The organism is Streptomyces capitiformicae (genome assembly GCF_002214185.1).
In the GTDB taxonomy this organism is placed as follows: Bacteria; Actinomycetota; Actinomycetes; order Streptomycetales; family Streptomycetaceae; genus Streptomyces; species Streptomyces capitiformicae.
The window spans coordinates 10,461,592-10,473,213 of the sequence record NZ_CP022161.1 but is presented as its reverse complement, the minus strand read 5'-3'; the positions used below and the strand labels follow the sequence as shown (position 1 = coordinate 10,473,213).

11 protein-coding genes and 2 pseudogenes are annotated in these 11,622 nt (G+C 68.9%); 6 read left to right on the top strand and 7 right to left on the bottom strand.

The annotated features are described in order from the left end of the window. Positions 1-299: 299 nt before the first annotated feature. The 3 genes from CES90_RS46940 to CES90_RS46930 form a co-directional block, all read right to left on the bottom strand. Entirely contained in the window at positions 300-731 is a 432-nt protein-coding gene (locus CES90_RS46940) for a cupin domain-containing protein (protein WP_189788704.1), read from the bottom strand. 183 nt (positions 732-914) lie between these two features. Then, positions 915-1,709 (bottom strand): TetR/AcrR family transcriptional regulator, encoded by a 795-nt coding sequence (locus tag CES90_RS46935; RefSeq protein ID WP_189788705.1) that lies wholly within the window; start codon positions 1,707-1,709, stop codon positions 915-917. 56 nt (positions 1,710-1,765) lie between these two features. Then, on the bottom strand, positions 1,766-3,382 hold the full coding sequence (locus tag CES90_RS46930) for a gamma-glutamyltransferase family protein (protein ID WP_189788706.1): 1,617 nt from the start codon (positions 3,380-3,382) through the stop codon (positions 1,766-1,768). Positions 3,383-3,581: 199 nt separating this feature from the next. Between CES90_RS46930 and CES90_RS46925 the strand changes: the two genes are divergently transcribed. The 5 genes from CES90_RS46925 (at position 3,582) to CES90_RS46905 (ending at position 7,101) form a co-directional block, all read left to right on the top strand. Next, positions 3,582-4,463: an ABC transporter substrate-binding protein gene (locus CES90_RS46925; RefSeq protein ID WP_189788707.1), complete on the top strand. Its 882-nt coding sequence runs from the start codon at positions 3,582-3,584 to the stop codon at positions 4,461-4,463. A 2-nt stretch (positions 4,464-4,465) separates the two neighbouring features. Beyond that, on the top strand, positions 4,466-5,323 hold the full coding sequence (locus tag CES90_RS46920) for an amino acid ABC transporter permease (protein WP_189788708.1): 858 nt from the start codon (positions 4,466-4,468) through the stop codon (positions 5,321-5,323). A gap of 1 nt (position 5,324) precedes the next feature. Further along, a complete protein-coding gene (locus CES90_RS46915) occupies positions 5,325-6,107 on the top strand; it encodes an amino acid ABC transporter ATP-binding protein (protein WP_189788709.1) in 783 nt (260 codons plus the stop codon). A 226-nt stretch (positions 6,108-6,333) separates the two neighbouring features. Next, positions 6,334-6,492 carry a hypothetical protein gene (locus tag CES90_RS46910; RefSeq protein ID WP_208921692.1) on the top strand — a complete coding sequence of 53 codons (159 nt, stop codon included), beginning with the start codon at positions 6,334-6,336 and terminating at the stop codon, positions 6,490-6,492. A gap of 108 nt (positions 6,493-6,600) precedes the next feature. Then, on the top strand, positions 6,601-7,101 hold the full coding sequence (locus CES90_RS46905) for a tetratricopeptide repeat protein (protein WP_189788710.1): 501 nt from the start codon (positions 6,601-6,603) through the stop codon (positions 7,099-7,101). A gap of 243 nt (positions 7,102-7,344) precedes the next feature. Here the strand turns inward: CES90_RS46905 and CES90_RS52310 are convergent. Continuing rightward, a pseudogene (locus tag CES90_RS52310) lies at positions 7,345-7,659 on the bottom strand (discoidin domain-containing protein); the annotation flags it as partial. Between the two features lie 216 nt (positions 7,660-7,875). Here CES90_RS52310 and CES90_RS46895 point away from each other — a divergent pair. Continuing rightward, positions 7,876-8,262: pseudogene (locus CES90_RS46895) on the top strand (glycoside hydrolase family 32 protein); the annotation flags it as partial. Between the two features lie 19 nt (positions 8,263-8,281). Here the strand turns inward: CES90_RS46895 and CES90_RS46890 are convergent. From CES90_RS46890 to CES90_RS46880, 3 genes are read right to left on the bottom strand one after another with little or no spacing between them, the layout of a single operon-like run. After that, complete coding sequence (locus CES90_RS46890) at positions 8,282-9,160, bottom strand: amidohydrolase family protein (RefSeq protein WP_189786883.1); 879 nt, start codon at positions 9,158-9,160, stop codon at positions 8,282-8,284. Positions 9,161-9,198: 38 nt separating this feature from the next. After that, a complete protein-coding gene (locus CES90_RS46885; RefSeq protein ID WP_189786884.1) occupies positions 9,199-9,546 on the bottom strand; it encodes an L-rhamnose mutarotase in 348 nt (115 codons plus the stop codon). Next, positions 9,543-11,555 carry a hypothetical protein gene (locus CES90_RS46880; RefSeq protein WP_189786885.1) on the bottom strand — a complete coding sequence of 671 codons (2,013 nt, stop codon included), beginning with the start codon at positions 11,553-11,555 and terminating at the stop codon, positions 9,543-9,545. The genes CES90_RS46885 and CES90_RS46880 overlap by 4 nt, the downstream gene beginning before the upstream one ends. Between the last annotated feature and the right edge of the window lie 67 nt (positions 11,556-11,622).

Genomic DNA, 11,622 nt, shown 5'->3' with positions numbered 1-11,622 from the left:
CACGTCATCGGGGATGCCCTTCAGGTCAGCTCCGGCCGCGTGGGCGAGGGTCGCGGCCCCGGTGGCGGAGGTCGTGGAGCCGGACCGGCGGGAGGCCGATCTCCTCGTGCCGTTCGACGAACCGCCGGGTGACGTGGGCGGTGTGGAGCGCATCCCGATCGGTGTCGGTCCGCTTCTGCCCGTATGCCTCCGGCGGAACTGTTACGGACACGCGGGACCGGGCGGCTGTCGACCTCCGCGATCCGGGTGGCGGTCGTGGAGGCCGACGCTGGAGCGGGTGCGGCGCGAGCCGCGTCCGCCTACTGGAAGCTGCAGCCCGGGTTCGCCGCGTCCTGCGCCAGCGGGCTGCCCGCCGGGTTGACGTAGAGCACGTCGAGTACGACCGGACTGGTGCCGAGGTTGCGCCCGATGTGGACGTGGTCGGCCCCGCTGGGCTCCACGATCGTGTTACCGGGCTTGTGGGTGTGGTTGGTGGTGCAGTCGGACTCGGTCCGTGTCAGCGTGCCCTCCTTGACCACGGCGTACAGCGTTCCGTCGTGGTAGTGCCAGCCCGTGCTCCCGCCGGGCTGGATCGTTATCTCCCGGAGGATGTAGTCCTTACCACCCACAGTCGTCTGAGCGAGGATCGTGGCGGACACTCCCGAGGAAGGAGTCGCGTTCGCCGTCCCTGGCAGCAGGGCCAAGCTGAACGCGGCAACTCCCGCGAGCGTGAATCGATGAATGGCGCGCATGCAGAGGTTTTCCTTTCCGAACACACAAAGCAGCAAGGGCGCGCAACATCCTGCCCCAGCCTCATCACCGCGCGGCCGGGGGGTAGCCGACCGTGGCCGCCTCGGCACCAACCCACGGCGGGCTGAGACCGATTGAGCGTCGAATCCCGTCTGCACGCAAAGACCCGACATTCTGGTGTGTCATCAACAAGCTTGGTTTTCCATAGCCTTTGACGACAGCCCGGTTCCTCCCTCGGAGGAGGTCGCCGTGCTCGGTGAGTCGCAGGGACTGCCATCTGACCGATCTCCGGCCCGTGCCGTTGTCCGGACCTGTTCGATCACCGCCTGGACGGCCGTGACGAAGTTCTGGGGGTCGTCCAGCGCGCAGAACTGAGGGGAGACACGGGCGATGTTGGGGTACTTGTCGGGCGGCAGTGTGAGGTAGTCCGTCGTCCACGCACGCAGGTCCGCGTCCCGGACTTCCGGTGGCAGCGCGGCGAGGCTGGCGTCCATGGCGCTGTAGGCGAGCACGAGGTCGGCGAAGACCCGGTAGTAGCGGGCGGCGTCCGTGTCGTCGAGACCGGCCCGGCGCATGCAGTCGAGCTTCCGCTCGACGGATCGGAACTCGTTCTTCCGGCGTGCGGTACGCGCGGCGGCCAGGGCCCCGACGTTCGGGTGCCGGAGGAAGGCGTCGTGCGTGTGGATCGCGATCTGCATCAGGTCGTGCGCCCAGTCGTCCGTGGGCGGTGGCGTGTGCGCTAGCGCCTCTTCGTGCAACGCGTCGATGAGGGCGAGCAACAGTTCGTCCTTGTTGCGGAAGTGCCGGTAGATCGCCGTCGGGTGGGCCGACAGTTCACGCCCGAGTGCCTGGAAGGTCAGCTTGTCCATGCCCGCCGAGTCGGCGACCCGGAACGCGGCCTTGATGATCAGCTCCTGGCTCAGGGTGCCCCGTGGCAGCCTGCTTCGGCTCACGCTCTTGGCGGCCCTGCTCGTTGTCATGTTTCCTTCCCCGACGTCGATCTCTCCCTTGCGGCGCACCGGTATCCGGTGCGGTGTCAGCCCGCCAGAGCGGAGCCGTCCGCACGCGGATCCGTGGCCGCCGCCAGCCACGGCCGCCCGGCGACCGTGGCTCGGCGCACCAGTTGACCGTGGCCCACCCCATCGTCGTACGACTCGATCCGCTCAACGGCGAACCCGGCCCGCTCGATGGCCTGGACACCGGCGACGGCCACGTCCCGCTCCGCCTTGACGACGCCCGCGCCCTCCGTCACCCCCGCCTCCATGGCTCCGAGTACCCAACGCGGCGCGGATGTGGCGTGCCGGGGCGGGGCACCGGTGGCGAGGTGCAGTGCCAGGTGAGTGTGCACCTGCGGTTGGGCACGTCCGCCCATGGCACCGTGTGCGGCGCTGAGTTGGCCGTCCTGGCGCGTCAGGACCGGCATCAGGGTGTGCAGGGGGAGCTTGCCGCCGGCGAGGCGGTTCGGCGAGGTGGGGTCGAGGGAGAAGGACGCGCCCCGGTTGTGCAGGACGACGCCGGTCGTGGGGTCGAGGAGGGCGGCTCCGAAGGCGTGGAAGACGCTCTGGATCAGGGAGACCCAGGTGCCGTTCGCGTCCGCGACGACGACGGCGACGGTATCGCCCGACACTTTGCGCTGCCCCGCCAGTCGGACGGGCGAGTCCGACATCGCGTCCTCGGCGATGGCTCGGACATAGGCATCGGACAGGAGCTCATCGGCGGGGACGGTGGACCAGTCGGGGTCGGCGCAGTGGCGGTCGCGGTCGGTGGCGGCCCGGGCGAGCACGCGCGCGACCACGCCGGCGTCGCGGCCCGCCGGTTCGAGAGGGCCGCGGGCCGTGCGTACGAGATCGAGTGCCTTGAGGGCCTGGAGGAAGTACTGGCCTTGGGAGTTGTCGCCACTCGACAGGTACTCCACGCCGTCGTACGACGCGCTGTGCGGTCGCGACAGCCGTACGGTGTGCTCGGCGAGGTCCTCCTCCGTCATGGACGAACCCCGCTCGGCCAGCAGCTTCACCAGGCTCGCGCCCACTTCACCGCCGTAGACGGCGGAGGGGCCCTGGTCCGCGATCATCGCGAGCGTGCGGGCGAGGTGGGGCTGGCGGAGCGTCTGCCCGGCGGCCAGAACATCGCCGTCCGCGAAGAACACTCCGCGCATACCGGGATCAAGGGCCAGGCCGGCGCACTCCCGCCGCAGATCCTGGGCGAGTCCGGGGGCGACGGCCACGCCGTCCCGGGCGGCGGTCTCAGCGGGGGCGAGCGCCGCCGCGAGCGGGCGGCTTCCCCAACGCCCGGCGAGTTCGGCCCAGCCGGCGACCACGCCGGGAACCGTCACGGGCAGGGCGCCGAGTACGGGCATCATGTCGTACGCCGCCATCAGCGACTCGACGTCGACGGCCCGCGGCGACCGGCCGCTGGAGTTGACACAGCGGATCTCACCGTCGGCGGTGCCGACCAGGGCGAGCAGGTCGCCACCGACCGAGCACTGGTTGGGATACACGACCGTCAGCAGGGCGGCGGCCGCGAGTGCCGCGTCGACCGCATTGCCGCCGCCACGCAGCACGTCGGCCGCCGCATCGCTCGCAGCCGCGTGCGGGGTGGCGACGGCCCAGTCCGGGCCCTGCGCGGCCAGCTGGCGTTCGATGAATGCGGACATCGTTCCCTTTCCCTGTGAACCTCAGAACCACTGAACCTCTGAACCGAACCTCTATTAACTGCCTTGTAACAGCTAGTCCTTGACAGTCCTGGACCGCCGCGCCTAGCTTCCCGTTTCACGGAACTCCATAGTCAATGGCGATGACTATGGCATTGACTTACTCGCCGCGCAACAGTGCGAATCCGCAAAGGAGTTCGGTATGGCCAGGTCGCTCCCCTGTTCTCCCCGGTCGGCGTTCGCGCTCGTCGGAGCCGCTGTCGCGGCTGCGGCGACGCTCACCGGCTGTGGAGGTTCCACCGATGCCGCCGACACCTCCGGCCCCACCGTCCCGGCAACCGTCAAGGTGTCCGCCGGCACCCTGGTGAAGGACGGGCAGATCACCTACTGCTCCGACATCAGCGCGCCCCCTCTGACCTTCTACGACGCGTCGCAGAAGCCGGTGGGCGCCGAGATCGAGCTCGGAGACGCGCTCGCCGCCCAACTCGGCGTCCGCGCGGAGTGGGCCAACACCAGCTTCAACGGCATCATCCCGGCGTTGCAGGCCAAGCAGTGCGACGCGATCATCAGCCAGCTCTACATCAAGCCGGAGCGGGAGAAGGTCGTGAACTTCGTGCCGTACATGTACGCCTCCAACACCCTGCTCGTGGCGGCGAAGAGCGCCGAGGACATCAAGAGCGCGGACGACCTCTGCGGCAGGAAGGCAGCCGGCCAGACCGGCACGACCATCGTCCAGTACCTCAACGACCGGTCGAAGCAGTGCGTGGCGGCCGGCAAGGCGAAGATCGACATCCGACAGTTCACCAAGGACAGCGACGCCCTCCAGCAACTGCGCCTCGGTCTCGTCGACTCCTACGGCACGACCCTCGAAAGTGCCGCCTATGTCATGAAGCAGCAGCCGGACACCTTCGCGTTCGTCGGCGAACCGTTCAACCGCATCAAGGTCGGCGCCGCCACCCGCAAGGACAACGCGGCCCTGCACGATGCGCTGACCAAAGCGCTGGCAGCAGTGCAGAAGAGCGGGACGTACACCTCGATCCTCAAGAAGTGGAACCTGACCGGCGACGACATCGAGGGGAAGTAGACGTGGCCGACGTCTCGCTGCTCGCCGAGTCGGCGTCTGGAGCCGGCTTCGACTGGTCCTTCTTCTGGCACCAACTGATCTCGCCCTCCGGTACGTTCCTCGAGGGACTCTGGCGCACCGTCTACATCTCGGTCGTCGCCCAACTCCTCGGCGTGGTGCTGGGACTTGTCATCGCCCTCGCTCAGCGCAGCCGCTTCGGCGCCCTGCGCCGGGTGGGCCGGACCTACGTCTGGCTGGTGCGCGGCACACCGCTGCTCGTCCAGCTCGTCCTCGTCTACAACGGCCTCGCCGCGACGGGCATTTACCGGTTCACGGACCTCGACCTCGGCGGCTTCGTCCTGCTCGGCGTCGTCCAGGCGGCCATCATCACGCTCGCCGCGAACGAGGCGGCGTACATGGCGGAGATCTTCCGCGCGGCGCTGGACGCCATCGACCCCGGGCAGACGGAAGCGGCCCAGGCGCTGGGGATGACTCCGGCGCTGACCATGCGGGTTGTACTGCTGCCCCAGGCGCTGCGGATCGTCGTGCCGCCGCTGGGCAACGAGTTCAACCTGATGATGAAGTCGACGTCCCTTCTGTCGGTCATCGGCCTGCAGGAGATGTTCCTGACGGCACAGTCGATCAACTCGGCGACGTTCAAGACCTTCGAGATCTTCCTCGTCGTCGCCTGCTACTACCTCGCCCTGACCACCGTCTGGTCCTTCGTCCAACGCTTCATCGAGCGCAAGTTCGCGGACCCCGGCCTCACGGTCGCCAGACCGTCCCTGCGCGAGCGGTTCGTCGGCGGGGGCCGCTTCACCAGTCGCGAGGAGGACTCGCTCGTCAAGAAGGACTCGCTCGTCAGCAAGGGAGCGAACTGACATGGAAACGACAACGACGGCGGTGATGTCGGCCCGGGGAGTGGTGAAGCACTTCGGCGGCGTACGCGTCCTGGACGGCGTGTCCATGGACGTCATGGCCCGTGAAGTCGTGGTCGTCGTGGGCCCGTCGGGCTCCGGCAAGACCACGTTCCTGCGGTGCCTCAACCATCTCGAGACCATGGACGAGGGTGAGATCCTCGTACACGGCCGCCCGGTGGGATACCGGCCCGGCTCCGAGCGGCTGGTCGAGGAACGGCCGAAGGTCGTCGCCGAGCGCCGCCGCGACATCGGCTTCGTCTTCCAGCGCTTCAACCTCTTCCCGCACCTCACGGCCCTGGAGAACGTGGCCGTGGCCCCGGCGAAGGTCCTCGGCCTGTCGAAGTCCGAGGCGTGTGAACGGGCGCACGCCCTGCTGGCGAGGGTCGGCCTCGCCCACAAGGCGTCGGCGCGGCCGTCCGCCCTGTCCGGAGGTCAGCAGCAACGCGTCGCCATTGCTCGCGCCCTCGCCATGAAGCCGGCCCTGATGCTCTTCGACGAGCCGACCAGCGCCCTTGACCCGGAGATGGTCGGGGAGGTCGTCGAGGTGATGAAGGAGTTGGCCGAGGAAGGCACGACGATGATCGTCGTCACTCACGAGATGGGCTTCGCCCGCTCCGCGGCCGACCGCCTCGTCATGTTCGACCAGGGCGTCATCCTGGAGGAAGGGCCTCCGGAGAAACTCATGACCGACCCCGACCACGCGCGCACACGGGCCTTTCTGCACCGGATCAACGAGCACGGCTGAAAGCCGTTGTGCGTGCGGGGGACCAGAGAGGTGCCAGAGCGACGGCAGGCATCGTGTGCCCTCGGACCTTGGCGCAGGTCGACCGACCCGGTCTCCTCTCCGGAGTGGGGAAGGTCGGGCTCGATCGGCAGACGGCGTGCCTCCACAGGTCCGCCTCTGCCTTGGTCTGCGGATACACCAAGGCAGAGCCGGAAAGCCGTCGGCTTCGACGGCACCGAAGCTGCTGGTGCGGGGCGAGGAGGACCACTTCCAGCCGATCACGTGCGCCGAGCGGTTCGTCACGGAGGTTCCGCACAGCACCCTGGTCCGGATCACCCGGCCGCCGGCTGGTGACGCAGGCCCTATCCCGATGGAGAACGACGGCACCGCGGTGGCCCGTGCCTGAGTTCGGTCTTCATCGCCTGAGCACCCTCACCGCGCCCGCGTTCCGCGATGAACGGCTCACGTCATTCCGCTGACATCAAGGACACCGACGCCCCGGCACGATGAACTCATGAACGGACACACCAGAGACGAACTACTGGCCGAAGCCATCCGCCTGCGCCGACAGGGGAATCCCGAAGAGGCCCGGAGGAGGTTACTGGATCTGGCCGCCGAGCACCCCGGGGACGCCGAGGTGGCCTATCAGACTGCCTGGGTCCATGACGTGCTGGGCCTGGAGGCGGAGGCTGTCCCCTTCTACGAATGCAGCCTGACGGGATCAGGGCTGTCGGAAGAGGACCGCCGCGGAGCTCTCCTCGGCCTCGGCAGTACCTATCGGATACTCGGCCGGTACACCCAGGCGGTCGACACCCTCCGCCAAGGCGCGGCCGAGTTCCCCGATGACGGTGCCCTGCAGACCTTCCTCGCCATGGCCCTGTTCAACACCGACCAGCACCACGAAGCCATGCAGATCCTGCTCAAGCTGGTCGCCACCACCAGCGAGGACCCTTACGTGCGCCAGTACCGGCGGGCCATCGAGACATACGCCCAGGACCTCAACGACACCGTCTGATCCGACTGATTCGCTCCTCTCACCGAAGCACTCGGTAATGAGAACACTCAGGTAGAGGGGAGCGACCGCCGGTTGACGCCCGGTCACCCCGGCTCATTACCCCACTCGTTGGCTGGAGCGCCGCTGGTCAACGGCACCGTATGCGGGAGCGATGCCTGAGCGATGCGTAAGCGGACGGGCCGCTGGGCTGGCCGGGCGCTGCGGGCTGCGGGCTGCGGGCTGCGGGCTGCGGGCTGCCTGAGGTCAGTTGTAGACGTTGAATTCTGCGACTGACCACCAGCTACGCGCGACATCGCCGGTATTGACGACCTTGATGTAGCGAGCTGTTTGCGTCGGGAAGGAAATGAGGTGGGCTCGTTGGCCGTCCGCTGCGGAAGAAACCCTGGTCCAGTCGGTTCCATCCGTGGATACGTATACGTCTGAGCTCCGCGCACAGTCGCTGACACTGCCGCCGGCATCCAACCCAATCTTGTTGAAGGTCTGCGTTTGCCCCATGTCCACTTGGATCCAGAGGCCGTCGCACTGTCCTGTTCCGGAGCTGACCGAGTGTCGGAATGACCACCGGCTCGTACCGGAGCAATCGCGCCCAGACCGTTGACGTACTGGTCGGGTTGGGCTTCATAATCGGGCACCTTGATGTCATCGTTGACACAAGTCAACGATGACATCCCGGTCGGCGGCATGGACGACGCCGGCAGGAGACGTCACTTTTCGGTCCGTCCGCGCAGGAGCCGCATTCACCGCTGCCCGGACGACCGCGGGACTAGGAGACACATGAGCTCTGTACGCGTATCCCGGCACGCCCGTATACGGATGATGGCGGCGGTGGCGACCGTCTGCGCCCTGTCCGCAGCCCCCCTCGGCCCTCAGACGGCGGTCGCGGCCGACACCCCGCCGTACACCGAGACCTACCGACCCCAGTTCCACTTCACTCCGCAGAAGAACTGGATGAACGACCCCAACGGCCTCGTCTACTACAAGGGCGAGTACCACCTCTTCTACCAGTACAACCCGAACGGCAACTCCTGGGGCGACATGTCCTGGGGGCACGCGGTGAGCAAGGACCTCGTGCGCTGGGAGGAGTTGCCGCTCGCCCTGTCGCACGACGACGAGGAGATGGTGTTCTCCGGCAGCGCGGTCGTCGACTGGGACAACACCACCCTACAGCACGAGCCGACGGTCAGCCGCGGGTGGGGAGGCGGTAGAAGGCGGTCGCGGTGCCGGCGAGGAGCGCGTGGATCTCGTTCTCGGCACAGTCGGTGAGCAGTTCGTCCACGGTGGCGGCCCAGCGGTTCCAGCCGCCGGCGAGGTTGGCGACCGGCCAGTCGGAGCCGAACATCAGCCGGTCGGGGCCGAAGGCGGTGAGCAGGATGTCCCAGACGGGGCGGATGTCGGCGGTGGTCCACCTGTCGTGGTCGGCCTCGGTGATCAGTCCCGACAGCTTGCAGACCACCTGCTGGTGTGCGGCCAGCCGTTGCACCTGGCGTTCCCAGTCCGCCAGGTCACCGTCGGCGATCGGCGGCTTGCCGGCGTGGTCGAGCACCTGGGGCAGGTCCGGGAACCGCTCGGCCAGGCGGACCGCCTGACCGAGCTGGTGGCTGTGCACGAGCACGTCGTAGCAGAGCCCGCGCTCCCCGACCGCCGCCAGCCCGCGTTCGACAGCGGGACGTTGGAGCCACTGCGGATCCGCTTCGCCCTGCACGAGATGACGCAGCGATCGCAGGTACGTGCCGCCCGGCCCGGAGAGCAGTCGGTCGAGTACGTCCCCGATCGCCGGGGAGGTCAGGTCCGCCCAGCCGACCACGGCCCCGATCAGCGGCTCCCGCTCCGCGAGCGCGAGCAGGTCTTCCGTCTCGGGCACGTCCGGCATGCACTGCACGGCCACCGTGCTGTGCAGTCGGCGGCCCGCGATGGGTCGGGTGGCGGCGGAGCGCAGGGCGTCGGGGGTGAAGGCGCGGCGGATCGATGCCAGGGCGGGGTCGTCGAGCCAGGGTTGCGGACGCTGGTCGAGGTCCCACAGATGGTGGTGAGCATCGATGAGGACGGGGGAGGGGGTCATGGCAGGTTCCAAGTCGGGTCGGTCTGGTGCGGGCCGCGTCAGACGGTGGCGTCTTCGCCGGGCGGGCCGAGGTGCCAGATCTCGGTCAGTTCCGTCCACTGGCGGGAGTCGCCCCGGTCGGGCCAGGGTTCCTGGCAGGGGTCGGTGAGCTTCCACCACTGCTGGGTCTCGGGGTCGGCTTCGAGGGCGGCCATGTCGGCCTCGAAGTCCTCGCCGTGGTACTCGAAGTAGGCGAACAGCGCGTCACCGTGGAGGAAGATGCTGTAGTTGCGGATGTGCGCCCGGTGCAGGGCGGCTTCGACTCCGGGCCAGACTGCGGAGTGGAGTTCGAGGTACTCCTCGCGGCGCTCGGGCCGGAGCCGGATGGTCTGGGCCATGCGCTTCATGAGGTTTCCCCTTCGGTGCCCGGGGCGGACGTGTCGCCCGCCGTGTCGAACGGTGTGCGGTAGCTGGGGGTGTTGGCGCGCAGCCGAAGCCGGAGAACGAGCCGGATGCGGGTGGATGCGGGCAGCCGGACGGTCAGGAAGGCGCTGTCACAGGACTGCTCCGTCTCGCTGACCACCGGCTCCGTGTGGCCGTAGTCGTACATGTCGCCGATCCAGCCGTCGTCCGTGCAGGTCGTGTACCGGACAGCGGTGATGGTGTGCTCGGCGAAGGCGCCCGCCTGGACGATCACCGTACGGTCTGTCTCGGGGGAGAGGTTCACCAGTTCGACAGTGGTCGCCTCGGGGTCGATGGAGGTGACGAGGGCGGCCACGTCCGGCGGCAGGCCGGCGCGGCGGGCCTCGGCGTCGTGGTAGCGCAGCCGGGCCTGCTGCAGGCCGCCCTGGTACAGCACCTGGGGGCCGCCCCAGGTCAGCTGGACGAGGGCTTCGGTGGCCACGGGGTTGCACAGCTGCCACACATGGATGTCGGCCTCGGGCACGTCCAGGTCGCGGTAGCGGTCGATGCGCCTCAGGCGGTGGCGGACCTGCGCCTGGGCGGCCGTGAGGATGCGCTCGGGATAGCCGGGGTCGTCGCCGGCGAGGAAGGCGAACCACGCCTTTTCGTGCCCGGACTCCTCCTTGGCCCGGAACGGCCGGACGGTGCGCCAGTCGATGCCGTCGGCCGCACGCAGCCGCTCCAGCCGGGCCCGGTCGGCGTCGGAGGCCGTGTGGTGCCACAGCGCCACCGGTACGGGCGGTGTGGCCGGGTTGTAGTCGAACCAGCCCGAGTCGTTGTGCCGGAAAGGGACGTGGAGCGTGGGCGTGTGGACGTCCGGGCCGAGCTCGACCACCCATTTGGAGGGCAGACTGGAGTCCGCCTCGGTGTGGGGCATCACCTTGCCGCGGTCGATGAGGGTGTCGAGTGAGGTCGCGACCATGGAGAGGTAGTCGTCGTCGCCGGTGACCGTGGCTGCCGCCAGTGCCGCCACACAGGCCGCGTGGCCAACGCTGTGCCAGCCGTGCGGCCAGGACCAGCCGTAGTGGCCGCCGTACCAGCGGCCCTCCAGCAGACCGCCGACGACGCCGTCCGGGGCGACGTTGTCCGGGACGAGACCGCTGTTCGCCTCGGTGCGCTCGCGCCACGCGCCCACGTACTCGACGATCCAGTCGCGGTAGCGGTCCTCGCCGGAGAGGATCCAGGCGTTGAGGACGAGTCCGGCCGCGGCGAGGTTGACCGCGGTGTCGCCGACGCCCATCCGGTCCCGCATCTGCGCGCCGAGACGCGGATCCTCCGAGAGGGGGTACGGGCCGCCGCCGGCCTCGGGGATCCAGTCGAGCGGGAAGCCGTACGTCTGGGCTTCCTTCTCCAGCCAGGGGTAGACGTCGCCGTCGAACAGGCCCCGGCGGTCGGGGTCGCTGCCGTTGTGCGGGCGGGTGATGACGCGGTGTTCGGGCTCGTAGTTGCCCTTGGCCGGGTCGACGTACAGCTCGGCGAAGCGCAGGGCGCGTTCGGACCAGCGGTCGGGGGCGGCCATGCACAGGAAGTAGAGCAGGAGCAGGCTTTCGCCCTGGTGGAACCAGTCGTAGCCGCGCTCGTACTCGTCGCGCAGCATGCCCAGTTCCGTCAGTTGCCGGGTGACGCCTTCCCAGTGCCTCTCACTGGCGGTCAGCAGATCGTCGGCGCCACCGAGGAGATACAGCTGGGGCCAGTTGAAGAACACCTCGTAGAAGTCGTCCACACCGTCGCGGGTGGTCAGCTCCCCGGTGTAGTTCAGCCGTCCGTCCGGGCCGGTGAAGTCGCGGGCGAAGCGCCGCCAGGCGTGGTCGAGGAGGTCGAACAGGGATCGCTGGGCCACGGCCCAGCCGGGTGGTTCCAGCAGCGGCACCCCCGCCTCGATCTCGGGTGGCGGGACCAGGTGGTCGCGGGGGGCGTCCTCGGCGGGGGCGTGGTCGGCAGAGCTGTGGGGCATGGGGAATCTCCGTTCGGGTGGACGGCGGGACGGCGCACGCCGGGGACGACGGCCGGGCGGGTGGGGC

What these genes read in the sequence shown, in the direction of transcription:
- CES90_RS46915 (WP_189788709.1), top strand. Translation starts at nt 5,325, where the DNA reads ATGGAAACGACAACGACGGCGGTGATGTCGGCCCGGGGAGTGGTGAAG.
- CES90_RS46925 (WP_189788707.1), top strand. Translation starts at nt 3,582, where the DNA reads ATGGCCAGGTCGCTCCCCTGTTCTCCCCGGTCGGCGTTCGCGCTCGTC.
- CES90_RS46885 (WP_189786884.1), bottom strand. Translation starts at nt 9,546, where the DNA reads ATGAAGCGCATGGCCCAGACCATCCGGCTCCGGCCCGAGCGCCGCGAG.
- CES90_RS46940 (WP_189788704.1), bottom strand. Translation starts at nt 731, where the DNA reads ATGCGCGCCATTCATCGATTCACGCTCGCGGGAGTTGCCGCGTTCAGC.
- CES90_RS46935 (WP_189788705.1), bottom strand. Translation starts at nt 1,709, where the DNA reads ATGACAACGAGCAGGGCCGCCAAGAGCGTGAGCCGAAGCAGGCTGCCA.
- CES90_RS46905 (WP_189788710.1), top strand. Translation starts at nt 6,601, where the DNA reads ATGAACGGACACACCAGAGACGAACTACTGGCCGAAGCCATCCGCCTG.
- CES90_RS46930 (WP_189788706.1), bottom strand. Translation starts at nt 3,382, where the DNA reads ATGTCCGCATTCATCGAACGCCAGCTGGCCGCGCAGGGCCCGGACTGG.
- CES90_RS46880 (WP_189786885.1), bottom strand. Translation starts at nt 11,555, where the DNA reads ATGCCCCACAGCTCTGCCGACCACGCCCCCGCCGAGGACGCCCCCCGC.
- CES90_RS46890 (WP_189786883.1), bottom strand. Translation starts at nt 9,160, where the DNA reads ATGACCCCCTCCCCCGTCCTCATCGATGCTCACCACCATCTGTGGGAC.